Annotated in this window: 24 protein-coding genes; 14 read left to right on the forward strand and 10 right to left on the reverse strand. The window is 57.1% G+C overall.

Annotated features, from left to right (window positions below; all coding sequences use genetic code 11):
- The first annotated feature begins 32 nt into the window (after positions 1–32).
- Genes nuoI through nuoN form a run of 6 tightly spaced genes read left to right on the forward strand, consistent with a single transcriptional unit; the run spans position 33 to position 6370 of the window.
- Positions 33–572 carry an NADH-quinone oxidoreductase subunit NuoI gene (nuoI, locus tag ACTHYN_RS01440; protein ID WP_441810704.1) on the forward strand — a complete coding sequence of 180 codons (540 nt, stop codon included), beginning with the start codon at positions 33–35 and terminating at the stop codon, positions 570–572.
- A gap of 57 nt (positions 573–629) precedes the next feature.
- The gene (gene nuoJ / locus ACTHYN_RS01445) at positions 630–1175 is read left to right on the forward strand and encodes an NADH-quinone oxidoreductase subunit J (RefSeq protein ID WP_441810705.1); all 546 of its coding nucleotides are present in this window, start codon (positions 630–632) and stop codon (positions 1173–1175) included.
- A complete protein-coding gene (gene nuoK, locus ACTHYN_RS01450) occupies positions 1172–1480 on the forward strand; it encodes an NADH-quinone oxidoreductase subunit NuoK (RefSeq protein ID WP_441810706.1) in 309 nt (102 codons plus the stop codon). The genes nuoJ and nuoK overlap by 4 nt, the downstream gene beginning before the upstream one ends.
- Positions 1480–3375, forward strand: a complete 1896-nt coding sequence (gene nuoL, locus ACTHYN_RS01455; RefSeq protein WP_441810733.1) for an NADH-quinone oxidoreductase subunit L — start codon at positions 1480–1482, stop codon at positions 3373–3375. Before nuoK ends, nuoL begins: the two co-directional genes overlap by 1 nt.
- Positions 3376–3395: 20 nt before the next feature.
- The gene (nuoM, locus tag ACTHYN_RS01460) at positions 3396–4928 is read left to right on the forward strand and encodes an NADH-quinone oxidoreductase subunit M (protein WP_441810707.1); all 1533 of its coding nucleotides are present in this window, start codon (positions 3396–3398) and stop codon (positions 4926–4928) included.
- Positions 4928–6370: an NADH-quinone oxidoreductase subunit NuoN gene (nuoN, locus tag ACTHYN_RS01465; RefSeq protein ID WP_441810708.1), complete on the forward strand. Its 1443-nt coding sequence runs from the start codon at positions 4928–4930 to the stop codon at positions 6368–6370. The genes nuoM and nuoN overlap by 1 nt, the downstream gene beginning before the upstream one ends.
- 7 nt (positions 6371–6377) lie before the next feature.
- Here nuoN and slmA read toward each other — a convergent pair whose 3' ends face one another.
- From slmA to ACTHYN_RS01510, 9 genes are all read right to left on the reverse strand, one after another.
- Positions 6378–6965: a nucleoid occlusion factor SlmA gene (slmA, locus tag ACTHYN_RS01470; protein ID WP_441810709.1), complete on the reverse strand. Its 588-nt coding sequence runs from the start codon at positions 6963–6965 to the stop codon at positions 6378–6380.
- A 22-nt stretch (positions 6966–6987) separates the two neighbouring features.
- On the reverse strand, positions 6988–7797 hold the full coding sequence (locus ACTHYN_RS01475; RefSeq protein WP_441810710.1) for a thiazole synthase: 810 nt from the start codon (positions 7795–7797) through the stop codon (positions 6988–6990).
- A gap of 101 nt (positions 7798–7898) precedes the next feature.
- On the reverse strand, positions 7899–8099 hold the full coding sequence (thiS, locus tag ACTHYN_RS01480; RefSeq protein ID WP_441810711.1) for a sulfur carrier protein ThiS: 201 nt from the start codon (positions 8097–8099) through the stop codon (positions 7899–7901).
- A 6-nt stretch (positions 8100–8105) separates the two neighbouring features.
- The gene (locus ACTHYN_RS01485; RefSeq protein ID WP_441810734.1) at positions 8106–8480 is read right to left on the reverse strand and encodes a DUF423 domain-containing protein; all 375 of its coding nucleotides are present in this window, start codon (positions 8478–8480) and stop codon (positions 8106–8108) included.
- A gap of 43 nt (positions 8481–8523) precedes the next feature.
- Positions 8524–9324: a symmetrical bis(5'-nucleosyl)-tetraphosphatase gene (locus tag ACTHYN_RS01490; RefSeq protein WP_441810712.1), complete on the reverse strand. Its 801-nt coding sequence runs from the start codon at positions 9322–9324 to the stop codon at positions 8524–8526.
- Positions 9317–10156: a 16S rRNA (adenine(1518)-N(6)/adenine(1519)-N(6))-dimethyltransferase RsmA gene (gene rsmA, locus ACTHYN_RS01495; protein WP_441810713.1), complete on the reverse strand. Its 840-nt coding sequence runs from the start codon at positions 10154–10156 to the stop codon at positions 9317–9319. Before rsmA ends, ACTHYN_RS01490 begins: the two co-directional genes overlap by 8 nt.
- A gap of 11 nt (positions 10157–10167) precedes the next feature.
- Complete coding sequence (pdxA, locus tag ACTHYN_RS01500; protein WP_441810714.1) at positions 10168–11178, reverse strand: 4-hydroxythreonine-4-phosphate dehydrogenase PdxA; 1011 nt, start codon at positions 11176–11178, stop codon at positions 10168–10170.
- Entirely contained in the window at positions 11178–12533 is a 1356-nt protein-coding gene (locus ACTHYN_RS01505) for a peptidylprolyl isomerase (RefSeq protein ID WP_441810735.1), read from the reverse strand. The genes pdxA and ACTHYN_RS01505 overlap by 1 nt, the downstream gene beginning before the upstream one ends.
- Before the next feature lie 61 nt (positions 12534–12594).
- Positions 12595–14994: an LPS-assembly protein LptD gene (locus ACTHYN_RS01510; RefSeq protein WP_441810736.1), complete on the reverse strand. Its 2400-nt coding sequence runs from the start codon at positions 14992–14994 to the stop codon at positions 12595–12597.
- A gap of 230 nt (positions 14995–15224) precedes the next feature.
- On the opposite strand from ACTHYN_RS01510, the gene ACTHYN_RS01515 reads away from it, so the two are divergent.
- Genes ACTHYN_RS01515 through ACTHYN_RS01525 form a run of 3 tightly spaced genes read left to right on the forward strand, consistent with a single transcriptional unit; the run spans position 15225 to position 17741 of the window.
- Positions 15225–16274, forward strand: coding sequence for an aminoglycoside phosphotransferase family protein (locus ACTHYN_RS01515; protein ID WP_441810715.1), 1050 nt, complete (start codon positions 15225–15227; stop codon positions 16272–16274).
- Positions 16271–16978, forward strand: a complete 708-nt coding sequence (gene murU / locus ACTHYN_RS01520; protein ID WP_441810716.1) for an N-acetylmuramate alpha-1-phosphate uridylyltransferase MurU — start codon at positions 16271–16273, stop codon at positions 16976–16978. Before ACTHYN_RS01515 ends, murU begins: the two co-directional genes overlap by 4 nt.
- A gap of 4 nt (positions 16979–16982) precedes the next feature.
- Positions 16983–17741, forward strand: coding sequence for a molecular chaperone DjlA (locus tag ACTHYN_RS01525; protein ID WP_441810717.1), 759 nt, complete (start codon positions 16983–16985; stop codon positions 17739–17741).
- 13 nt (positions 17742–17754) lie between these two features.
- Here the strand turns inward: ACTHYN_RS01525 and ACTHYN_RS01530 are convergent, their stop codons facing one another.
- On the reverse strand, positions 17755–18696 hold the full coding sequence (locus ACTHYN_RS01530; protein ID WP_441810718.1) for a hypothetical protein: 942 nt from the start codon (positions 18694–18696) through the stop codon (positions 17755–17757).
- A gap of 165 nt (positions 18697–18861) precedes the next feature.
- On the opposite strand from ACTHYN_RS01530, the gene rpe reads away from it, so the two are divergent.
- From rpe to trpD, 5 genes are all read left to right on the forward strand, one after another.
- The gene (gene rpe, locus ACTHYN_RS01535) at positions 18862–19563 is read left to right on the forward strand and encodes a ribulose-phosphate 3-epimerase (protein ID WP_441810719.1); all 702 of its coding nucleotides are present in this window, start codon (positions 18862–18864) and stop codon (positions 19561–19563) included.
- Positions 19560–20249, forward strand: coding sequence for a phosphoglycolate phosphatase (locus tag ACTHYN_RS01540; RefSeq protein ID WP_441810720.1), 690 nt, complete (start codon positions 19560–19562; stop codon positions 20247–20249). The genes rpe and ACTHYN_RS01540 overlap by 4 nt, the downstream gene beginning before the upstream one ends.
- A gap of 248 nt (positions 20250–20497) precedes the next feature.
- Complete coding sequence (gene trpE, locus ACTHYN_RS01545; RefSeq protein WP_441810721.1) at positions 20498–21985, forward strand: anthranilate synthase component I; 1488 nt, start codon at positions 20498–20500, stop codon at positions 21983–21985.
- 15 nt (positions 21986–22000) lie between these two features.
- Positions 22001–22582, forward strand: a complete 582-nt coding sequence (locus ACTHYN_RS01550) for an anthranilate synthase component II (RefSeq protein WP_441810722.1) — start codon at positions 22001–22003, stop codon at positions 22580–22582.
- Positions 22583–22595: 13 nt separating this feature from the next.
- Complete coding sequence (gene trpD / locus ACTHYN_RS01555) at positions 22596–23624, forward strand: anthranilate phosphoribosyltransferase (RefSeq protein WP_441810723.1); 1029 nt, start codon at positions 22596–22598, stop codon at positions 23622–23624.
- Positions 23625–23907: the final 283 nt, after the last annotated feature.

Genomic DNA, 23907 nt, shown 5'->3' on the forward strand with positions numbered 1-23907 from the left:
TGCGAGCTGATCCGTAACAAGGAGCAACTGCTATGTACAAAGGGCTATTAAAAGGTACCTGGTCGCAATTGCGCACCCTGGGCATGGTGTTTATGCACGGCTTTCGCAAGCGCGAAACCCTCAACTACCCCGAAGAAGAGGTGTATTTGTCGCCACGCTACCGCGGACGCATTGTGCTAACCCGTGATCCAGACGGCGAGGAGCGCTGCGTGGCTTGCAACCTGTGCGCCGTGGCTTGTCCGGTGGATTGTATTTCTCTGCAAAAGGGCGAGCAGGAAGACGGCCGCTGGTACCCGGAGTTTTTTCGCATCAATTTCTCACGTTGTATTTTTTGCGGCATGTGTGAAGAGGCCTGCCCAACCTCGGCAATCCAGCTGACACCAGATTTCGAGATGGGCGAATACAACCGCCAGGAACTGGTATACGAAAAAGAAGACCTGCTGATCAATGGCCCGGGCAAAGATCACAACTACAATTTCTACAAAGTGGCGGGCATGGCGATCGCTGGCAAAGACAAGGGCAAGAGTGTCGCGGAAGAAGAGCCGATCAACGTCACCTCGCTACTTCCCTGACGCCGAAATATTGGCACTATTTGGCTGAAAAGACAGTGCGGGGGGAAGGAGAGACAGATGGAATATGCATTTTACCTGAGCGGCCTGGTGGCAGTATTGGCAACTCTGGGCGTTATCAGCAATACCAATCCGGTGCATGGTGTGTTGTACCTGGTAATGTCGCTGCTGGCGGTAGCCATGGTGTTCTTTGCCCTGGGTGCATCTTTCGCCGGCGCACTGGAAATCATCGTTTACGCGGGTGCAATCATGGTGCTGTTCGTGTTTGTGGTGATGATGCTCAACCTGGGCCAGGCAACGGTCGCTCAGGAGCGCCTTTGGCTGCAGCCACGCGCCTGGCTTGGGCCATCGCTGCTCGCGGGCATCCTGCTGCTGACATTAATCGACATGCTGTGGCGTGGTGATGCGGGCATGCTACTTCAGGGCGAAGGCGAGGCGCTGAGCGCCAAGAAGGCCGGCACAATTCTGTTTGGCCCCTGGTTACTGGTCGTGGAACTGAGCGCCTTGCTGCTGTTGGCAGCGCTGGTCACCGCCTCACATGTCGGACGTCAACGTTTGTCGGGGGCAGGTTCCGACCACTCAAAAACAGGCAAGGAGGCGTCATGAATGGCGTACCTATGGAACACGGCCTGGTGCTGGCGGCCATTTTGTTCGCGCTGGGACTGGCGGGGCTGATGTTCCGGCGCAACATGATCTTCATACTGATGAGTCTTGAAATCATGCTCAACGCAGCCGGGCTGGCCTTTATAGTGGCCGGTTCAGGCTGGCAACAGCCGGAAGGCCAGGTGATGTTTTTGCTGGTGATCACCCTGGCCGCGGCGGAGGCCAGCGTTGGCCTGGCGTTGCTGATTCAATTACACCGGCGCTTCAAGTCTCTGGATATCGATGCAGTCAGCAGGATGCGTGGATGATGGACATGATGACGTTACTGCCCTCAACGGCGCTATTACTGCCACTGACGTTTCTGCTGCCGCTGGCGGGAACACTGATCCTGGCGTTCTCTCGCGGCAAATGGGGTTATCGCACCAGTGCGTTAATCGGTGTGGGCAGTGTTGGGCTCGCGGCGCTGGTCACAGCATTACTGACACTGGATTTTATCAGTGAGCCGATCAACGCTGGCGAGCCGCAACTCGTTACCCTATGGACCTGGATATCGGTGGGAGAATTTCAGCCAACCATCGGGTTAGCACTGGACGGGCTATCGTTGACCATGCTCGGCATTATCACCGGCGTGGGGTTTCTTATTCATTTATTTGCCGCCTGGTACATGCGCGGCGATGACGGCGTCACGCGATTTTTCACCTACATGAACCTGTTTGTGTTCAGCATGTTGCTTCTGGTGCTGGGCGACAACCTGTTACTGCTATTTCTGGGGTGGGAAGGGGTTGGTATGTGTAGCTATCTGCTGATCGGTTATTACTACCAGAACAGCGCCAACGGCTGGGCCGGGTTCAAGGCTTTTATCATCACTCGCATTGGTGACGTGTTCCTGGCCATAGGTATGTTTTTGCTATTCGTCAAGCTCGACACCTTGAACATTGCCGAAATCCTTACTCTGGCGCCGCAGATGTGGCAAGCGGGAGATGCCACGGTGGAACTGGCGGCCTTGCTGCTACTGGGCGGCGCCGTGGGTAAATCTGCCCAATTACCGCTGCACACCTGGCTTGCCGACGCTATGGCCGGCCCCACGCCGGTATCGGCTTTAATTCACGCCGCAACCATGGTCACTGCAGGGGTGTATCTGATTGCGCGCATGCACGGGATATTTGAGCTGGCACCTGCGGCACTCTACCTCACGGGACTGGTCGGCGCTCTCACACTACTAATGGCGGGTTTTGCCGCCCTGGCACAGACCGACATCAAGCGGGTATTGGCCTACTCCACCATGAGCCAGATTGGTTATATGTTTCTGGCTCTGGGAGTGGGCGCGTTTGATGCCGCGATCTTCCACCTGATGGTTCATGCGTTCTTCAAGGCATTGCTGTTCCTCTCTGCCGGGGCGGTGATCATCAGTTGCCATCACGAGCAGGACATGAGCCGCCTGGGCGGCTTATGGCGCAAGCTGCCCCTGGCCTATCTGGGCTTTGTAGTTGGTGGCGCGGCACTGGTCGCTTTGCCGTTGGTTACCGCAGGCTTCTACAGCAAAGACGAGATTCTCTGGCAGGCCTTCGCAGCGGATCAGCAAGGGCTGTTGATTGCCGGTCTGGCCGGGGCGTTGCTTACCTCGCTGTACACCGTGCGCCTGGTCATTGGCGTCTTCCATGGCGAGATGAAGAGCGATAACGCCCGCAACGCCAGGGCCGGGCGAGGCTTGGCCCATGGCCTGCCTTTGGTGGTTCTGGCCGTGCTCTCCACTTTTCTGGGGGCCTGGATTGTGCCGCCCCTGGGCGGCGTGTTGCCAGTCAGCCCCGGCGAGGGTGTCGAGGCGGGGCACACCGTGCTTGAGCTGATCGCATCGGCCACGGCACTGATTGGTATCGGTCTGGGAGGCTGGCTGTTTATTTTCAGGCGTGATTGGCTGGCAGACGTCACCCACAGGGGCATAGGTGCAGGGTTATGGGTCTGGTGGAACCTTGCCTGGGGCTTCGACGTTGTTTTCGACTGGCTATTGGTGCGACCTTATCGCGGCCTGGTGCGCATCATGCGGGGCGATCTGTTTGATGCCTTCTTCCGTTTGGTTGCCCAGGCTGTGCACGCCCTGCACCTTGGACTGTCCCGAACCCAAACCGGCAAGCTGCGGGGCTATGCCGCTACCATGGTGGTCGGGGCCACACTGATTCTGCTCAGCCTGGCGCTGACACTCTGATAACAGGAGGCGTACCGATTATGATACTGGTGTGGTTAATCGTGATCCCTCTCATTGGCGGTCTCCTGTGCTGGCAGATAGAACGGTTTGGCGACAAGCTCACGCGCTGGGTGGCGCTGGTCACCATGTTGGTCGAGCTGCTGGTCTCGCTGTGGTTGTGGGCACAGCTCAATTTCCACTTGCCAGCGCTGGACGGCACAGAAACCCGGTGGGCGCTGGAATACCAGGCGACCTGGATAGACCGCTTCGGCATCAGTTTTCACCTGGCCATGGACGGGCTGTCGCTGGTGCTGATCGGGCTGACCAGTTTTCTCGGCGTGTTGGCGGTACTGTGCTCGTGGAATGAAATCGTCCATCGGATTGGTTTCTTTCACCTTAACCTGCTGTGGATTCTGGCCGGCGTTATTGGCGTGTTTCTGGCTATCGACCTGTTCCTGTTCTTCTTCTTTTGGGAACTGATGTTGGTGCCCATGTACTTCCTGATTGCCTTGTGGGGGCATAGCGATTCGAAGGGCCAGACACGTATAGGCGCGGCCACCAAGTTCTTTATCTATACCCAGGCCAGCGGGTTGCTGATGCTGGTCTCCATTCTTGGTTTGGTGTTTGCCCACCACGCCAGCACCGGTGAATACTCATTCAGCTACCAGGTGCTGCTGGACACAACGGTATCGCCCACGCTTTCCAGCTGGCTGATGCTGGGCTTCTTCATCGCCTTCGCGGTCAAACTCCCCGTTGTGCCGCTGCACGGCTGGCTGCCGGATGCCCACGCACAGGCGCCAACCGCTGGCAGTGTTGACCTGGCAGGGATACTTCTTAAAACCGCAGCTTACGGCATGATGCGCTTTGCCTTGCCACTGTTTCCAGAGGCATCACAAGCGTTCGCTCCCATCGCCATGGGGCTTGGGCTTTTGGGTATTTACTACGGCGCCGTACTCGCCTGCGGGCAACAGAACGTTAAGCGCTTCATTGCCTATACCAGTATTGCCCACATGGGCTTTGTGTTGATCGGTATTTATTCCGGCTCTGAACTGGCGTTGCAGGGTGTGGTGATACTGATGCTGGCCCACGCTTTTTCCGCCGCCGGGCTGTTTATCCTCAGTGGCCAATTGTACGAACGCCTGGGCACCCGTGAGCTGGGCAAAATGGGCGGATTGTGGGGACGCCTGGGCAGCTTGCCGGGGTTCTGGCTGTTCTTTATCGCTGCTTCGCTGGGCATACCCGTTACCGCCAATTTCGTGGGCGAATTCATGGTGCTGTTCGGCACCTTTGCCACGGCGCCCTGGGTGGTGGTGCTCGCCAGCTTCGGGCTGGTGTTAGCAGCAGTCTATTCGCTGATCCTGATGCAGCGTGTGCACTATGGCCCGCCGCGGGAAGAAACACCCTTGAGGGGGCTGGATACCCGCGAGTTCGCCATGATGTTAAGTATAGTGGCGCTGCTACTGTGGCTGGGTTTATACCCTCAGCCGCTGATTGATACTACCGAATTTGCCATGAGCGAAGTACAGCGGCTGTTCGAGCCTCCCGCTCTTACGCTGACACCGGAGGCCCCCTGATGCCTTTTGCCGAGATGCTCGCCTACCTGCCATTGATTTTGGTGGCCGCCACGGCCATTGCGGTGATGCTTGGCATTGCCTGGCGCCGCGAACACGCGGTAACGGTTGCCGCCACTGTTTTGGGGCTGGTGCTGGCCCTGATTGCCCAGGCGTTTACCTGGCAGGTCATTCCTGTACACACGCCACTGCTGGATTTTGATGGCCTCGCACTACTTGCCGGGTTGATGATCCTCGGCTCAACACTGGCTTGCGCGATCCTTTCGCACGCTTACCTCGAGTCTTTTCACGGCGCCCGCGAGGAGTTCTATGTGTTGTTGCTGTGTGCGGCTGCCGGGGGACTGGTATTGGCGGCAAGCCAGCATCTGGCCAGCCTGTTCATCGGCCTGGAGCTATTATCCATGCCGCTTTACGGCATGCTGGCCTATGCGTTTCATGAGGATCGGTCTCTTGAGGCTGGCATCAAATACCTGATCCTCTCCGCCGCCGCCAGTGCTTTTTTACTGTTTGGTATGGCCTTGCTCTATAGCCAAACCGGTGAATTACGGATCGGTGTCTTGATGGCCAATCTGGATCAGAGCGCCGATGTCTGGGGGCTGGCTGGCATTGCGATGATGGTGGTAGGGCTGGCATTTAAACTCTCGGTAGTACCTTTTCACCTATGGACGCCAGACGTTTATGAGGGTGGTCCGGGGCCAGCAACAGCCTTCCTTGCCACGGCCAGCAAGGTGGCGGTGTTTGCGCTACTCATGCGGCTGATGTTGTCGGTGCCGGCCTTGCAAGGTGACTGGCTGCGCTCGGTGCTTACCTGGCTGGCGATGGCCAGCATGCTGGTGGGCAACATATTGGCACTGACCCAATCCAACCTTAAGCGCATCCTCGGCTATTCATCGATTGCTCACTTCGGTTACTTACTGATTGTACTGGTTGTCGCCGACGGCTTGGCAGCAGAAACCGGCGGTGTGTATCTGATCACCTATGTGCTGGCTACCCTGGCCGCGTTTGGCGTGGTCATCCTGATATCCAGCACCGCTGGCGGCGAAGACGCAGCAGCGCTGCATTACTATCGTGGTTTGTTCTGGCGGCGGCCCTACCTGACGGCTGTGCTTACCCTGGCCATGCTGTCGCTGGCAGGCATTCCGGCGACGGTCGGCTTTATCGGTAAATTTTATCTCATTGCCCTGGGTGTTGAAGCCGAACGCTGGTGGCTGGTATCGGGCATTCTCCTGGGCAGCGCTATCGGGCTGTATTACTACTTGCGAGTTACGATCACACTGTTTCTCGCTCAGCCGGGGATGCGTCGTCGCGATGCTTCCAATGACTGGGGCATGCGGGCTGGTGGCCTGGTGGTGCTTGGCATATCGGGATTGGTGATACTGCTGGGACTTTACCCGGCGCCAATGATAGAGCTTGCACAAGCCCTTGGTGTGATAGCTGTTCGCTGAACTGTGATCAGCCCCAGATAATTTCGGAAAGCAGCGCCCAGCTCTCGTCAAAATCGGTTGCAGGCAATCGGTGAAAAGAGGAGCGGATAAATCGCTGAATCCGGCCTTCCATGTATACCAGGACAAAATCGGCACCCCGGGTTGCACTGGTGCGGGGCCGCAATCCCTGACGGATTTCTCCTTCCTTCAGAATTTGCCGTACCTGGGTCTCCAGGCGCTCAAAGAACTGGGAGGCGCGCTTGCGTAACGCGTCATTCTCTCCCATCAATGCGTCCGCCGTGAGGACGCAACACAAGCCCGGGTTGCGCTCGGCGAACACCAGAACCAGGTGCATTAGCTGCTGCAAGCGAACGCGCGCGTCTTCCTGCTCTTGCAGGATAACCTGGCAACGCGAGAACACAGCCTCTTCTGCAAATTCCAGAAGCGCCTCAAACATCTTCCGCTTGCTGGGGAAGTGGCGGTAGAGCGCCGCCTCTGTCACACCCACAGACCTGGCTAAAACGGAGGTGGTGATTCGGGCTCCCGGATCAGTTTCCAGGAGTTGTACAAGAGCGTGGAGAATGGCCTCTCTACGGCTGGGTTTCTGGTCAGTCATAGCAATACTGCAACGCTCTTTATCAGAAGAAGGTGCCATCAAGTGGCGACGACGCACTCCCGTATAGCTTCTTGGGCATCCGGCCTGCGAGGTACGATTCGCGGCCAGCTTCAATGGCCAGGCGCATGGCATTAGCCATTCGGATCGGGTCTTTCGCGTGGGCGATAGCACTGTTCATCAGCACGCCATCACAGCCCATTTCCATGGCGATAGTGGCATCGGATGCCGTGCCCACACCGGCATCGACCAGTACAGGCACGTTGGCGTTTTCAATAATCTGCCTAATGTTGTAGCGGTTTTGAATGCCCAGGCCAGAGCCAATCGGAGCGCCCAGCGGCATGATGGCGATGCATCCCATTTCCTCAAGGCGCATGGCCAGCAAAGGGTCGTCAGAGCAGTACACCATAACCTTGAAGCCATCTCTCACTAACTCTTCTGCGGCTGTGAGCGTTTCAAGCATGTTTGGATAAAGGGTTCTGTCTTCGCCCAGCACTTCCAGCTTAACCAGATCGCGACCGTCGAGCAGCTCCCGGGCAAGCTTGCAGGTGCGAACAGCGTCTTTAGCGGTAAAACAGCCGGCCGTGTTGGGCAGGATGGTATAGCTATCCGGGGAAATCACGTCCAACAGGTTGGGCTCATCGGGATTTTGTCCCAGATTGGTACGGCGAACCGCCACTGTCACAATTTCGGCACCGCTCATTTCAACCGCGTGGCCGGTTTCCATCAGATCGTGGTACTTGCCCGTGCCCACGAGCAAACGCGACTGATAAGTGCGGCCCGCAATTTCAAGAGGTTTGTCTTCGGGTAACTGGATCTCGGGTTTCTCGGTCATGATACTTCCGGTTGATAGAACGTGATAATGAATGCGTTTGCAATAATGAGCAGGCTTGGTGTAAAGCGCTACCGGCCAGACTTTTGCTGATCAGACCGTCTTCAGCCACCGCCAATGGCGTGCACCACCTCAACCCGGTCGCCGTCACTGAGGGCGAACTCCGGGTGCTGGCTGCGAGGCACTATGTCTTCGTTAATTTCTACCGCCAGCCGCTTGCCTGTGAGGGCCATTTTTTCCACCAGGGCCGCAACCGTGGCCCCGGCGGGAAGCTCCATGACTTCACCATTTACCTGAACCTGCATAGCATTTTAACCTCTGTTTTTATGCGGTGGCCGGCGCGCGCCAGCCGCCAACAATAGTGTCCAGCCAATCATAAAGCATAAGCCGCCCACGGGCGTAATTGGGCCCACCCAGCTTATATCGGTAAGTACCAGTGTATACAGGCTGCCACTGAATAACCCAATGCCTATAACAAAAAAACCGGCAGACAATCCCAGCAAACGTTTTGAAAGACCATAGCCAGACAGCAGCGTAATCAGCACCAGCGCAATGGCATGATACATCTGGTAGGTCACCGCCGTCTGAAACACCTCCAGGCTGCGATCGCTCACCAGGCTGCGCAGGCCGTGGGCACCAAACGCCCCTGCCATTACGGCGGTCAGGGCAAAAAAGGCGCCGACCATAATGGGTAAGCGCATCACACCGGCAGCAGACATATCTTCACATTCAACAGCCACAGCGGATTTTCTCTGCGGTGTCCAGGTTCATCATGGTGAGCGCACCTCCCCAAACACAGCCGGTATCCAGACCAACGAATCGCTCAATACCTGTTCTGCCTTCAAGTGCCGCCCAATGTCCGAATATCACTCGCAGGTTATCAGTACGGGAGAACTCGAACCAAGGAGCAAATCCCTCAGGTGCCGTACCCGCGGATTCCTTGGCGGTGAGCTCAAGCCTGCCGTCATTAGCGATAAAGCGCATCCGCGTGAAATAGTTGGTGATGGCCCGCCAGCGATCCATACCGGTGAAGCGGTCATTCCAACCTTCTGGTTTATTGCCGTACATCAGGGAAAAATATTCACCAGCCTGATCTCCGCGAATCACCTCTTCCACTTCCCGGGCATAGGCCAGCGCCTGTTCAATACTCCAGATATGTGGCACCCCCGCGTGGGCCATCATCAGATTACGCTCGGAGTCGTGCACGCACAGGTGCTGTTGCCGTAGCCAGTTCACCAGCTTGTGGCAATCGGGGGCATTCAGTATGTCTTCGAGGGTATCCTTACGCTTCAGCCCGTGACCACCCAGAGCCACAGCCAGAAAATGCAGATCATGGTTACCCAGAACCACCACAGCCGCCTCGCCCAGGCTTTCAATGTAGCGCAGGGTTTTCAGGGATGCCGGCCCCCGATTAATCAGATCACCGGCCACCCATAACCTGTCCCGTGACGGGGAAAAATCCACCTTGGCCAGAACGGCTTTCAAAGGATCGTAACAGCCCTGAATATCGCCTATGGCGTAATCAGTCATTGTTGTCCTCGCTAATACCTTCGCTATCCTTCTCGACGCCTTTTTCAGCGGCAAGCATATCCGCAATACTGACATAATCTGCCAGGCTGAGGTTTTCGGGCCGCAGGCCATCGTTGATGCCCAACGCCTGAAGCTGCTCAACCGTCACCAGATTGCCCAGTGCTTTGCGTAGAGTTTTCCGGCGAGCGTTGAACGCCGTTCTCACCACGTCTTGCAGCGTAGTGAAATCCTTCGCCGGGTGTGGCAGTTCCGCATGGGGCACCAACCGCACAATAGCAGAATCCACTTTCGGAGCCGGCCGGAAAGCACCCGGGCCCACCTCAAACAACGGCTGAACCTTGCAGAAGTACTGGGTCATAATACCCAGCCGACCATAGTTGTTGTCACCAGAGACTGCAGCCATCCGCTGCACCACTTCCTTTTGCAGCATAAAGTGCATGTCTTGCACCACGCCAGCTTGCGACAACAAGTGAAATATCAACGGCGTAGAAATATTATAAGGCAGGTTGCCGATAATACGCAGCGGCTTTTCACCGGCGATCTGACTGAAATCAAACGTCAGCGCATCGGCTTCATGAATACGGAATTCCGGATAATTGAAGAACTTGGTGCGCAATACGGGAATCAGATCGCGATCCAGCTCCACCACCTGAAGCCTGGCATTAACGGACAGTATTTCCTCCGTAATGGCACCAAGGCCGGGGCCGATTTCTACAATGGTGTCGTCCGGCCTGGGGTGAATGGCGCGAATTATGCGCTCGATCACACCCGGGTCGTGGAGGAAGTTCTGCCCGAAACGTTTCCTGGCCTGGTGGCCGGCTTTTTTACTCACTCAGGTTTCTCTCAATTGAGGGTTTTGCGATTAGCAGACTTGAGGGACCGAGCCATTTGCTCTGCCACTCGAATGGCAGTGTGCAGGCTGCCCGCATTGGCCTTGCCGGTACCTGCAAGATCAAGAGCCGTGCCATGATCCACCGAGGTGCGCACAATGGGCAAACCAAGAGTGATGTTTACCGCGCGACCAAAACCCTGAAACTTGAGAACCGGCAGCCCCTGGTCGTGATACATGGCAAGTGCAGCATCCGCATCGTCGAGCCAGTGTGGCGTAAACAGGGTATCGGCGGGTAGTGGTCCGGTTAACTGCAAACCATTGGCTCGGAGCTTCTCAAGGGTTGGCTCAATCACTTCCATTTCTTCCCGGCCCAGGTGGCCGCTCTCACCTGCATGGGGGTTCAGTCCAGCCACCAGAATTCTTGGCTGCCTAATGCCGAAAAACGTCTTCAGGTCAGCATTGAGAATCGTGGCGACCTGGGTCAGGCGCTCTGGTGTAATTGCGGCGGGCACCTCCTTGAGGGGTAAGTGAGTCGTTACCAATGCGACTCGCAATGTTTCTGTGGCCAGCATCATCACCACCCGCTCCACACCGCAAAGCTGCTGCAGAAATTCGGTATGTCCGCTGAATTCAATGCCCGCTTCGTTGATCACGCCCTTATGAACCGGCGCCGTAACCATGCCACCAAAGTCCCCTGCCAAGCAGCCCTGGGCGGCCCGGGTTAGAGTTTCCAACACATAAGCACTATTGGCCGTATCCAGCTTGCCTGGACTGAACGACGCACAGCCTTCAACGTGCAGCACCGATAGCTTTCCGGCAGCCGTATGGGGCTCAGTACCTGGTAGCCAGGGGTACAGCGTAACGTCAAGGCCAAGCTGCTTGGCTCTTTCGTTCAACATTGGCTGGCTGGCGATAATAACCAGACCGGCATCACGCTGTTTCGCGGCCAACTGCAAGCACAGCTCAGGGCCTATGCCTGCTGGCTCACCGGCGGTCAGAGCCAGAACAGTGTTATCACTCATTATGCTTCAGTGTCCTGCCCGTTGCCGGACTCGTCGTCTGCATGTTCGTCTGCGTAGTCACCCTTGAACTCCACAAAGGCTTCATCACGGATTTCCCGGAGCCAGTTCTGTAGTTCAGTCTCGAATTTACGTTGGTAAATGGCCTGGCGCGCCTCGGCTTTCTTTACGTCACCACTGACATCCTTCTGCCTGCGCTCTTCAACCTGCAGGATATGCCAGCCAAACTGGGAACGGAATGGCCCTTTAATCTCGCCCACAGCAGCCTCGTTCATGGCCTGCTCAAAGCCGGGGACCATTTGGCCGGGGCTTACCCAGCCAAGATTACCGCCATCAGAACCGGATACCGGGTCGTCGGAAAATTCACGGGCAATCACGGCAAAATCGGCGCCGTCCTGAATCTGCTGGTAAAGGTCTCGGATACTCGCTTCGGCCTCGGCATCTGTCATGGCTTCAGAGGGGCGTATCAGAATATGGCGTACCCTGTTCTGCTGGATGACCTGCTTCTGGGAACCTCCACGCTTTTCCATCACCATCACCAAATGGAACCCGCTGTTGTTCTCCAATACTTTCGACGGTTTGCCAACTTCCAGCGCTGGCACAACCGGCGCAACCAGTGAGGGCAATTGGCGCTCACTGCGCCAACCCATGTCGCCGCCCTCAAGGGCATTGCTGGCATCGGATTCAGCAACGGCCACTTCCCGGAAGTCGCGACCATTCAAAATACTTTCGCGGAGTGCTTCTGCTTTTTCACGGGTCGCATCCACCGACGCCTCATCGTTCGGGTTATCCAGTTCAATGAAAATATAGGCCAGTCGGTATTCCGCATCGTTGCCGCCGTCGGTCCCGAGCGCCTGCAGGTAGTTTTCCACTTCCCGGTCCGTTACCCGAACGCGGTTACCTACCTGGCGCTGCTGCACCCGACCGGTGATCATTTCCTGGCGAATTTGCTCCCTGGCTTGGCGGTAGCTTACGCCCTCAGTAGCCAGCTGATCTTCAAACTCAGACAAGCTCATACCATTACGATCGGCAATATTAGCCAGAGTTTCGTTCAGCTCGTTGTCGCTGATGCGCATACCCATTTTGTCGGCCATCTGTAGCTGAACAGATTCGGTAATCAACTGCTCCAGAACCCGCTCCTCAAGAAGGCGACGCGGTGGCAGGCCGGTGCCCTGGGCTTTGAGACGCCCGGTGATGGTGTTAATTCTTGCGTCCAACTCGGTCTGCAGAACCACGTCGTTGTCCACAATGGCCACCACCTGATCGAGTAGCTTGCGCTCTGCCTGGGCTGAAAAGGAAAGCGCCACTGCCAACAGCATCAGCAGTGTTTGTAAACCTTGGCGAATCGTCGCCTTCATAATCACCTCTGTCATGAAAATATTAGCCTGCGTTCAGGGTACCGGAATGGCACGGTTGCCGTCAGGGGTTTCGATCAGGGGCTCCAAAGCGGCGCCGCTCGCGCTCATCAAACCCGTAAATCGCCTCTGACATCGACGTTGAAGAACCGCCGCTACCACCCAGTCCCTTGAGCTGTACCTGGAATAGCAGACGGCTGTCTAACTCCCGGTCGTCGGTCAGGTAATTCTGGTGAACCACCTGAACGCTCCAGCAGCAGTTGTTGTATTCAATACCGGCAAGGGAGCCTACGGTGCGATCCAGATCCGAGTCGTACACCCAGCGGCCGATCAGACTAACATGGTCTGTTGCCGGGATAACCGCCGCAATATCCGACTGTTCCAGCTCGTCTTTGCTGTAAGTATGACCAACGCTTGCAAGATACCGGTAATCCTCGGTGTGGAAAACCAACTGGCTGCGGCCCTCTTGAGTATCACCGGTATCCGGATCCCACAGCCCGGAAGACCGGATTTGCAAATTCTTCAGGGGGTTGAGCACCACTTCCGCTGCCAACGGTGAGCGGCTGCGAGTACCGCCGCCGGCGCCAAACAGCGTCACCTCGCGATCCTCGAAATACTGAACCTGACCAATACTGAAGCGGGCACGCTCGGCACCGGTTACCAGATCATTGAACCGGCTGGTCAGGGCCACGGTTAATTGGTTCGCATCACCCACCCGGTCGCCACCCACAAAGCGATCCGGCCGGAACAACTGCTCGAACCGAAAGGTCTGCAGGGCTGTATCAAACGCAGGAATGTCATTCTGATCTGCGTCAGCATCGGCCCAGGCGTAATAAAGCCGGGGCTCGAGAGTCTGATTGTAAGGCACATCGAACAGGCTCGACTGGCGATCGAAATACAAGCCGTTGTCCCACTCTACCACAGGAACAGTGCGGTCGAACCGGCCATCTCCGGCACTGTAATCGTCCAGTTCATAACGGGTGTAATCAAGGCTTATCGAGGGTCGGCTAAAGCCCCACAGAGCGCGCATTGGCAGAGCCAGTTCAGGGCGCGCGCGAAAGCGCTGGCCGTTGGCTTTATCCAGCCCGGTTAACGAGTTATTGTCCCGATAAAACCAGGTATACTGGCCCTCGACGTTCGCTTCAAGCCAGCCAGCCTCGGCGGTTCCCGCATAAATAGCCTCCGGCAACTGCGCGTAGGGTTTATTGACCTGTGCAATACGTTCGCTGACCGTTTGGTAGTCATTCACATACAGGTCGAAATACTGGTTTGTATCCTGATACCTCACGCCGCCTTTACGTTGCAGGTGCGTGGCCTGATTAATTTCGAGGCTGCGGTTCAGATCACTGATGTAGTCTTCATCGCTGACCACGGAAAAATCGCCGTAACCCGTCCAGCCTGCCCCCAGGGCAGCACGGGTAGTTGCATCCAGCGCCCACCGCTTGCCGGACTCATCAGGATTCTCGTCGGAATAGGCTGAATCATTGTCGATATAGCCCACTTGCAGCGTGGTTTCCCCCCAGGGACTGAGGTACCGGCCTTCCACTTCATTAAACAAGCCACGACCGTGAATATATTGCGGCGTAATCGTGGCATCGTAATGGGGAGCCAGGTTCAGGTAATAAGGCACTGCGAAAAAGGCACCACTGCCGGCGCTGGACGATCCGAACTGTGGGTAAAGAAAGCCTGTTTTGCGGCGATCGTCAATGGGAAAGCTGGCATAAGGCCAATAAAACACCGGAACATCGAGAACTTCGAGGCGAACATGCTTCGCGGTTCCGAAACCCTCCGCCTGATCCAGCTCAATGTCAGACGCCACAATCGCCCAGTCATTCTGCTGCGGGCCACAGGTGGTAAGCATGCCGTCGCGGATATTTACAGTGCCCGACGCCACTCGCGAAAGGCTGCTGGCACTGCCCCGCATTTCAGGGCCATGCAGCAGAAAGGTCGCTGTATTGATATCAAGATGCCCGGAATCAACACTGTAGTCCGCCCGCTCCCCGGTTAATAAAAAACCGTCACCCCGGCTTACCAGGGGCCCTTGAATAGCCACCTGGCCATTGCGCTGATTGTAGCGTGCTTCAGAGCCGGTCACCCGAAAACCACCCTGGCGTAGCCGGACATCGCCTTCAAGATACAGCTCGTGATCTATTTCATAGCGGGCATTCAAACCACTGACCTGAAGGGGAACAGCCTCGCCTGCACCGTTAGTGTCCTCACCAAAAATATCTGTGCCACCATTCCCGCCGGCAGAGGGCAAATACCCACCTGCGCAGAATGCCGGCAGCGAACTCCTGGCCGACTCCGGAAGCTGGCTTTTGGGTCGCCAATCCAGCTCGGCTGCAGATGGCGCCTCTTCGGCAACAGAAGTACCCGCTACTGAGATCAGGGCAAACCCGACAAGCAGGTTCGCAAACTGGCGATGCGCTGTGCCTTTTTGCGCCTGCAGGTAGCGGTCGGACATTGGCACGGTAGCAAGGTTCCTGTTCCGGATGAATAAAGGATTGTGGATAGCGCCACGCGGCACAAACACACATAATAGCGGCCTAGTTTACACAGGCCCCCGAAGCTTGTTAACGAAAATGGAGCCCTATCAGCCAAACTCCACTGCAAAACAGCTTTGCCCTCTTTATACTCCTGTACTAACTTTCGCTCTAAGCTCACTCACCACACTTAAGGATAAGCCTCCGAGCTATGGATCACCGCCTGCAAATGCTGACCACCTGGGTCAGACAGTTTCCCGGCTTTAAATATGCCGAAGCCTACCCCGTGTCTGGCGATGCCAGTTTTCGGCGCTACTTTCGTGTGTTCAGGCAAGCCGGCGATGACAGCAATGCCCAGCCGTTCATTGTTATGGACTCGCCTACAGAGCAGGAGGACTGCGGGCCGTTTGTCACGATTGGCAGACACTGGCATAAAGCAGGGATAAAGGTCCCGAAGGTTTATGAAGCCGACCCTGTGCGAGGTTTTTTACTACTGGAAGACTTCGGCGATCAGCTAATGCTCAACCAACTGAGCCCTGATACCGCCAATACACTTTACCAACGCGCACTGAACGAACTTGTGCTTATCCAGCAACTACCCACATCTCCGGACGGCCCTTTGCCCGCCTACGACACCGCGCTGCTCAACCGCGAAATGGCGCTGTTTCGGGACTGGTTGCTGGAAGGCTATCTGGGGTTGGAGCTGGATAATATTGAAAAATCCATGCTGGACACCACCTTCGCATTACTTCGTGAGAGCGCCCTGGCCCAACCCCGCGTAACTGTGCACAGGGATTACCACTCCCGAAACCTGCTGGTACTGGAGCAAAGCAGCCGCCCCGGCGTTATCGATTTTCAGGACGCTGTCACAGGGCCTGTGACCTACGATGCTGTGTCACTGCTGAAAGACTGTTACATTCAATGGCCTGAGGAGCAGATTTGCGAGTGGTTAGAGGTGTTCCGGGGGCAAACCCTGGAGGCTGGTCTGCACCGGGCTGACCGGGACACGTTTCGGCAGTGGTTTGAGCTGATGGGTATGCAGCGCCACCTCAAAGCCGCCGGAATTTTTGCAAGGTTAGCCATGCGGGACAACAAGCCACGCTACCTGCAGGACATTCCCCGTACAGTGGGATATTTGCTGACCGCCAGCAAACGGCAGCCAGCCTTGCGGCATTTCCATAACTGGCTAACGGCAGTTGCCGTGCCCCGTATTGAAGAATTAATCGGTCCGGTTCCGGGCCAGGAGCAACAGGCACAGTGAGAGCAATGATTCTTGCCGCAGGGCGAGGTGAGCGTATGCGACCACTTACTCTTACCACCCCCAAACCGTTACTCAGTGTAGGCGGCAAGCCGCTCATTGGGCACCAGTTGGAACACCTTTACCTTGCCGGCTTCCGGGATGTTGTCATTAATCATGCATGGCTTGGGGAGCAGATTGAGTACACCCTGGGCAACGGCGAGCAATTTTGTCTGTCACTGCATTACTCCCGTGAAGGCGAGCCCCTGGAGACCGCCGGCGGCATTGTCCGTGCGCTGCCTTTGCTCTCGTGCCCGGAAAGCGACTGGTTCATGGTGATCAACGGTGATATCTGGACAGACTTTGACCTGGCCCGGCTTCAGCCGCCGGCCAACAGTAACGACTCAGCAATCGATGCAGTTCTGGTGATGACAGACAACCCTGCACATCACCGCAGCGGTGATTTCTGCCTGAACCACGACGGCATGCTCTCTGAAGGCTGCACGATTAAAGAAGGCGAGAAACTGACCTTTACCGGCATTAGCCTGCTGCACCACCGATTGTTTGAGGGGTTAACGGATCAGGCCGGCAAACTCGGACCTGTGTTGAGGGCCGCTATGGCCAGAGGTCGAGTGTCGGGGTTATACCACAGTGGCCGCTGGGTTGATGTTGGAACGCCGGAGCGGCTGCGGGCGCTGGATCAGCAACTGGCCGTTCAGGAGCCATAGGGCTATGGCAACCCAAACCGTACAACCACCATTGCCACCGCGAATGGAGGCGAGGTTTTCAGAACTCCTGCGCGGCCTTTCTGCCGCTGACCACAAAGCCCACACCCTGGTCGGTCAGGCAAGGCTTCCCTCATGGTGCCGGCGCCCATTATTTTTCTTCCTGGGCTACATAGCCAAAGCTGAGGGGCGGGTATCCGAGCAGGACATCAACTTTGCCGAAAGCCTTATGTCAGCACTTAAACTGTCAAAACGGCAGAGGCTCAAGGCTATACAAAACTTCCAGCGCGGCAAAATATCAGACACCTTGCCGCCACTAAGCGGGCTCACTCTCAGATTAAGCCTTGGCACCAGGCCGTCTCCGGCCCTGAAAGTGGCCTTCTGCCTTTGCCACGCAGCACAGCTCAAGGGCAGGCCAGCAAAACCCCGCCTTTACCGATGCGAGGATGCCATTGACCAAATTGGCCTTCCAGTAACCATTAGCGAAGACATTTTTGAAAGTTACGCCGTCAGAGTCTGGGTCGTCCCACACGACATACCGGCACCACCTGTAAACCTCGAACAGGCCTGCGCACTATTCGGCGCAACCCGGCGGGACTCCCTTGCGGATATCAAACGAACCTATCGGAAAAAAGTGTCTGAGCACCACCCGGATAAACTGGCGCAGCGGCAACTTAACCTGGCTGAGCGAGCAAGGGCCAAAGAATATCTGCTGGTTTACCAGAAAGCCTGGGAGCTCATCAGACGGCACCACAAGCCAGGCTAAGGCACCCGGGATTTTACGGCTGTTTTGGCTTGAGCCAAGCCGAAATTCGCCCAGCCAACGCCTTGCCGTGCCCTGGCGTCGACAAATCGCCAGGGCCCACACGCTGATGACTAAAGTCTTCCACCTTTATCCGCATGAATCCGGCTCGGCGCTCATCCGACGATGAAAGCGCAAGAACGCGCGGCACAGGGTGTTTTTCCAGCCTATCAGCCAGTCTCGATGCGTCTTCGGGATAGAACGTCGGGCTTATCCAGACCATAGCTGGCGCCCCGCTCAGCTCCGCAGCATTTACCACCACATGATTGCTCCCACGGCCAATACCCACCACAGCCAAAACTTCCTGGCCACGTGCCCCCAGCGCCGATGCACCGGCCACGAGTGTCTCACGGATACGCTCGCGATAGACGGCCTCCAGATCATTCCCGCTTGCCGAAGCCATCACATCGATGGTGGCAGACGTGGCCGCACCCTGGTTCTGATCACCGGGTAGGTGCGGCAAATCCGTGCCCGCAACAGGCGGGTCCAGAATCCTCTCAAGAGCGGGAGAAGGTGACGCCAAACCAAGGGTTAACACAGCAAGATTCCGGCGTGCCAACTCACGGGCCAAAGCGCCTGTTAACCCTGCTTCCGCGTTACCGCCTTCATCTGCCAATACAATCACGCCACCCCGGGCAGGCGCTTCATACCCAGGCCAAAGCAAAGCCAGGGCGCGAGTGCCATTCTCAAAATCAAGCCACAGCGCCGCATCCGGAAAACGTTTGCCAAGTGCCTGCTCATCCAGGCCAGACATTACAGCGCCCCGCGGAACACTCGCTGTCACCCGGGCAGACTCTGCAGAAACACCTTTATTCTGAGCGTGTGCCGGCAGAAAACCGGCGATGGCCAAAATAACCAACAGCCATCCGCAGGCTCCCGTGCGGTGGCCGCCCGGGTTTGCTGTTCTGAATTGCTGCACAGTTCCTGTTCCTCCGGCTACGAAAACACACGGTTGTGCTGTTAGACTGTCAGCCTTCTACAGTTTGCCGCAAGAGCTGTCAGTTGGGCTACTGATAAATTTACCGCCCTTGCTCGCGGCTAACCCATTACTATCAATGTCTGCCAATTGTTTGCGAGAGCCGTCATGAACCCTTACCTGATTGCCCCATCTATTCTGTCTGCTGATTTTGCCCGCTTGGGCGAAGAAGTGGATAACGTTCTGAGCGCCGGCGCAGACGTGGTGCATTTTGACGTTATGGATAACCACTACGTACCCAACCTGACCATCGGGCCAATGGTTTGCGAGGCTCTGCGCCGACACGGCGTTACTGCACCCATCGATGTACACCTGATGGTGTCGCCCGTCGACGACCTGATTCGCATGTTTATAGACGCTGGCGCCAGTTATATCACCTTCCACCCGGAGGCATCGCAGCATATTGATCGCTCCCTGCAGCTGATTCGCGAAGGTGGTTGCAAAGCGGGTCTGGTATTCAACCCGGCCACGCCACTGCATTACATGGACCATGTAATGGATAAGCTGGACATGGTGCTGATGATGTCCGTTAACCCCGGCTTTGGTGGCCAGAAATTTATTCCCGGCACCCTGGACAAACTGCGCGAAGCCCGTAAACGCATTGACGCCAGCAACTACGATATCCGCCTGGAAATTGATGGTGGTGTAAAAGCCGATAACATTCGCGAAATTGCCGAGGCCGGAGCCGATACGTTTGTTGCCGGGTCGGCTATTTTCAACACCGACGACTACAAGGCCACCATCGACAGCCTGCGCCTGGAACTGGAGCAGGCCCGCACAACGTTAGGCTACAAGGCGCCAACCCAATGAGCCTGACGGGATTGTTTAACGCTCGTTGGCCGGGGGTTGCGCTGTTTGACCTTGATGGCACCCTGGTAGACAGTGCACCGGACCTGGCGGCTGCGGTTGATCGCACCCTGGAGCAAATTGGCCGTAAGCCTGCCGGCATTGAGCAGGTGCGACAATGGGTGGGTCATGGTTCCCCCATACTGATGCGACGGGCGCTGGCCGGAAAAGTCGACTGGGAACCCGCAAAGCCCAGTGATGACGCCTTGTTCGAGAGTGCCCTGAAGTTATTGTACGAAAATTACAGACAGCTCAATGGCCGGCATTCAACAGTCTACTCCGGCGTTGAAACCTGCCTTGAATTGTTAAGCGAACGCGGCTGCTCCATGGCCGTGGTGACCAACAAACCGGAGCAATTTGTGGCGCCCCTGCTTGAACAAATGGGCATAGAGCATCATTTTCAACTGATTGTGGGTGGCGACACTCTAAGCACAAAAAAACCGGAGCCGGCGCCATTGCTCCACGCCATGGAAGCGCTTCGTGGCAGCCGCGGCACCACCGTGATGGTGGGAGACTCTGCGGCCGACGTAAATGCAGCTCGGGCAGCCGGTATTCCCTGTGTAGCCGTAACCTATGGTTACAACTTCGGCCACTCGGTAAAGTCGCTCGGAGCCGACGCTGTGGTTGATTCCCTGAGCGAGCTTTTGTAACCTCTAGTTTCTTGAGCTTTTTAACTATTTAATTCGGGAGATTCCTGCCGTGCAGGGACTGAATCCAACTGCAGCGCGGGGCGTGCTCACTACCCGCGCAACACGATGGTGGCGATGGCGTACCGGCTGAAAAACTCAGCCCGGCGGATAGCGAGCGCCTGCCCGTTTGATGCCACCACCCGACAGGTCCGGCGACCATCGCCTTGCAGGCCTGCTCGAACGCAGATCAGATTTCAGGAAACCCGACCATGACCTCCGAACAATTCCACAAGCTGGCGCAGGCTGGCTTCAATCGTATTCCTGTGTACCGCGAAGTGCTTGCGGACATGGACACTCCTCTGAGCATCTATCTCAAGCTCGCCAGCGGACCTTACTCTTATCTGTTCGAATCTGTACAGGGCGGTGAAAAATGGGGCCGTTACTCCATCATTGGCCTGCCCAGCCAAGAAGTGCTTAAGGTATTTGACCACCGCATAGAAATTCGTCGGCATGGCGAGCTGGTGGAGAGTGCTGAGGTTGACGACCCACTGGCGTTCGTTGCCAGCTACCAGGAGCGCTTTAATGCCCCTGACCTGGAAGAGTTGCCCCGTTTCAACGGTGGCCTGGTGGGTTATTTCGGGTACGACACAGTGCGTTACATCGAGAAACGCCTGGCTGCCCGCTGCCCGCCAGATCGCATCGGCACCCCCGACATACTGCTAATGGTCTCTAATGAACTGGTAGTGTTCGACAACCTGCGCGGCAAGCTGCACCTGATTGTGCATACAGACCCGACTGATAAAAACGGTTACGAACAAGCCCGGTTGCGGCTTGACGAACTGGAAAACAAACTGCATCGGCAAACCGCCAACACTCCGAAAACACCGGAACACCTGCGCGGCAAAACGGTGGATGAAAGCGAGTTTGTGCCCGGTTTCAGCCAGGAAAAGTTCGAGGCTGCAGTCGACAAAATCAAAAGTTATGTGCTGGACGGCGACGTGATGCAAACCGTCATTTCCCAACGCATGTCGATCCCCTTTGAAGCCCCGCCGCTGAACCTGTACCGCTCGCTTCGGGTACTGAACCCTTCGCCCTACATGTACTTTCTGAATCTCGACGACTTCCACATTGTTGGCTCATCACCGGAAATCCTGGCGCGCATGGAAGACCGGGAAGTGACCGTGCGCCCCATCGCCGGCACCCGCAAGCGCGGCGCCACCGAGGCAGAAGACCGGGCGCTGGAAGCCGAGCTGCTGGCCGACCCGAAAGAAATCGCCGAACACCTGATGCTGATCGACCTGGGCCGCAACGACGCCGGCCGGGTATCGGAAACCGGCACCGTCAAGCTCACCGAGAAAATGGCGGTAGAGCGCTACTCCCACGTGATGCACATAGTGTCCAACGTCACCGGCCAGGTAAAAGACGGCACCAGCTGCCTAGATGTACTCAAGGCCACCCTGCCCGCCGGCACCTTGAGTGGCGCGCCGAAAACCCGGGCCATGGAAATCATCGACGAACTGGAGCCGGTCAAACGCGGCGTGTACGGTGGCGCCGTGGGCTACCTCTCGTTCAACGGCAACATGGACACCGCCATCGCCATCCGCACCGCGGTGATCAAGGACAACACCCTGCACATCCAGGCCGGCGCCGGCATCGTCGCCGATTCCGTGCCCCGCCTCGAGTGGAAAGAAACCATGAACAAGGGCCGCGCCATCTTCCGCGCCGTCGCCATGACCTACAACGACTTTGACCACTGAGGCGAGGGACACATCATGCTGCTAATGATCGACAACTACGACTCCTTCACCTACAACGTGGTGCAGTACCTGGCCGAGCTGGGTGCCGAGGTGCAGGTACACCGCAACGACGAAATCACCGTCGAGCAGATCGAAGCGCTTAACCCGGAACGGCTGGTGATCTCCCCCGGCCCCTGCACCCCCAACGAAGCCGGGGTGTCCATGGAGGTGATTCGCCACTTTGCCGGCAAAATCCCCATCCTCGGTGTCTGTCTCGGCCACCAGGCCATCGGCCAGGTGTACGGCGGCAACATCGTCCGCGCCGGGCGGGTGATGCACGGCAAGATCTCCCCGGTATTTCACCAGGGCACCGGCGTCTTCCGCGGCCTCAACAACCCGGTACAGGCCACCCGCTACCACAGCCTGGCCATCGAACAGGCCAGCCTGCCGGACTGCCTGGAAATGACCGCCTGGACCCGCAACAGCGACGGCAGCGTGGAAGAAATCATGGGCGTGCGCCACAAAACCCTGGCCGTGGAAGGCGTGCAGTTCCACCCGGAATCCATCATGAGCGAACAGGGTCACGAACTACTGCGCAACTTCTTGCGAACCCAATAAAAAGGCACAACCAATGAACATGAAAGACGCACTGAGCCGGGTGGCAGAAAACCTCGACATGTCCCGGGACGAAATGAAACAGGTGATGCGCACCGTGATGAACGGCGAAGCCACCGATGCCCAGATTGGCGCCCTGCTGATGGGCCTGCGCCTGAAAAGCGAAACCGTCGAAGAAATTACCGGCGCCGTGGAAGTAATGCGTGAACTGGTCTCCGGCGTCACTGTAAACGCCGAACCCCTGGTGGACATCGTCGGCACCGGCGGCGACGGCGCCAACCTGTTCAACGTCTCCTCCGCCTCCGCCTTCGTGGTTGCCGCCGCCGGCGGCTTCGTTGCCAAGCACGGCAACCGCGCCGTCTCCTCCAAAAGTGGCAGCGCCGACCTGATCGAACAGGCCGGCATCAACCTCAACCTGTCACCGGAACAAGTGGCCCGCTGCGTAGAGCAGATCGGCGTCGGCTTCATGTTCGCCCCGGCGCACCACGGCGCCATGAAACACGCCGTTGGCCCACGCAAGGAAATGGGCTGCCGCACCCTGTTCAACATCCTCGGCCCCATGACCAACCCGGCGGGCGTCAAACGCCAACTGGTAGGCGTATTCAGCCGCGCCCTGTGCCGCCCCATGACAGAAGTGCTGAAAACACTCGGCGCCGAACACATTATGGTGGTGGCCTCCAAAGACGGCCTCGACGAAATCAGCCTGGCCAGCGCCACCCACGTAGCAGAACTGAAAAACGGCGAAATCACCGAATACGACATCACCCCGGAAGACCTGGGCGTAAAAAGCCAGGGCCTGGTGGGCTTGTCGGTGGATACCGCCGAAGAGTCCCTGAACCTGATCAAAGCCGCCTTCGGAAGAGGCCACGGCGAAATGGCCGAAAAAGCCCGCGACATGATCGCCCTCAACGCCGGCGCCGCCATCTACGTGGCCGGTCTGGCACCAACCGCCAAAATGGGCGTAGACATGGCCCTGGATGCCATGGGTTCCGGCCTGGCCGCCGGCAAAATGGCCGAACTGGCGGATTTTTCACACTGTTTTTGAGCTGAAAACAGCCAAATCCTGGCTTGCCGGGCACAACACCAGGCGTTGCTTTAAGCTTTAGGCAGGCGTCACCAAACTCTGAGAGCGTGCCGCTGGTCGCTTCTCAAAACTGTCTGCAGCCAGGGATGGCTGCAGCCAAGCCCTACAGGGACGTATTAACGGGCGTGTTTTGAGAAGTGGCTACCGGCAGGCTTAAGCACACTGAGAGCCGGTGCTGTGCCGCTTTCAAAAACTGTCTGCAGCCAGGGATGGCTGCAGCCAAGCCCTACAGGGACGTATTAAC

The organism is Marinobacter sp. (assembly GCF_052091845.1).
Classification (GTDB): Bacteria; Pseudomonadota; Gammaproteobacteria; order Pseudomonadales; family Oleiphilaceae; genus Marinobacter.

Coding starts and splice junctions, on each gene's coding strand:
- ACTHYN_RS01505 (WP_441810735.1), bottom strand. CDS start 12,533: ATGAAGGCGACGATTCGCCAAGGTTTACAAACACTGCTGATGCTGTTG.
- ACTHYN_RS01515 (WP_441810715.1), top strand. CDS start 15,225: ATGGATCACCGCCTGCAAATGCTGACCACCTGGGTCAGACAGTTTCCC.
- ACTHYN_RS01490 (WP_441810712.1), bottom strand. CDS start 9,324: ATGACTGATTACGCCATAGGCGATATTCAGGGCTGTTACGATCCTTTG.
- ACTHYN_RS01525 (WP_441810717.1), top strand. CDS start 16,983: ATGGCAACCCAAACCGTACAACCACCATTGCCACCGCGAATGGAGGCG.
- nuoN (WP_441810708.1), top strand. CDS start 4,928: ATGCCTTTTGCCGAGATGCTCGCCTACCTGCCATTGATTTTGGTGGCC.
- ACTHYN_RS01540 (WP_441810720.1), top strand. CDS start 19,560: ATGAGCCTGACGGGATTGTTTAACGCTCGTTGGCCGGGGGTTGCGCTG.
- nuoK (WP_441810706.1), top strand. CDS start 1,172: ATGAATGGCGTACCTATGGAACACGGCCTGGTGCTGGCGGCCATTTTG.
- ACTHYN_RS01550 (WP_441810722.1), top strand. CDS start 22,001: ATGCTGCTAATGATCGACAACTACGACTCCTTCACCTACAACGTGGTG.
- trpE (WP_441810721.1), top strand. CDS start 20,498: ATGACCTCCGAACAATTCCACAAGCTGGCGCAGGCTGGCTTCAATCGT.
- trpD (WP_441810723.1), top strand. CDS start 22,596: ATGAACATGAAAGACGCACTGAGCCGGGTGGCAGAAAACCTCGACATG.
- ACTHYN_RS01485 (WP_441810734.1), bottom strand. CDS start 8,480: ATGGTCGGCGCCTTTTTTGCCCTGACCGCCGTAATGGCAGGGGCGTTT.
- pdxA (WP_441810714.1), bottom strand. CDS start 11,178: ATGAGTGATAACACTGTTCTGGCTCTGACCGCCGGTGAGCCAGCAGGC.
- nuoM (WP_441810707.1), top strand. CDS start 3,396: ATGATACTGGTGTGGTTAATCGTGATCCCTCTCATTGGCGGTCTCCTG.
- nuoI (WP_441810704.1), top strand. CDS start 33: ATGTACAAAGGGCTATTAAAAGGTACCTGGTCGCAATTGCGCACCCTG.
- ACTHYN_RS01510 (WP_441810736.1), bottom strand. CDS start 14,994: ATGTCCGACCGCTACCTGCAGGCGCAAAAAGGCACAGCGCATCGCCAG.
- nuoL (WP_441810733.1), top strand. CDS start 1,480: ATGGACATGATGACGTTACTGCCCTCAACGGCGCTATTACTGCCACTG.
- nuoJ (WP_441810705.1), top strand. CDS start 630: ATGGAATATGCATTTTACCTGAGCGGCCTGGTGGCAGTATTGGCAACT.
- slmA (WP_441810709.1), bottom strand. CDS start 6,965: ATGACTGACCAGAAACCCAGCCGTAGAGAGGCCATTCTCCACGCTCTT.
- thiS (WP_441810711.1), bottom strand. CDS start 8,099: ATGCAGGTTCAGGTAAATGGTGAAGTCATGGAGCTTCCCGCCGGGGCC.
- ACTHYN_RS01475 (WP_441810710.1), bottom strand. CDS start 7,797: ATGACCGAGAAACCCGAGATCCAGTTACCCGAAGACAAACCTCTTGAA.
- rpe (WP_441810719.1), top strand. CDS start 18,862: ATGAACCCTTACCTGATTGCCCCATCTATTCTGTCTGCTGATTTTGCC.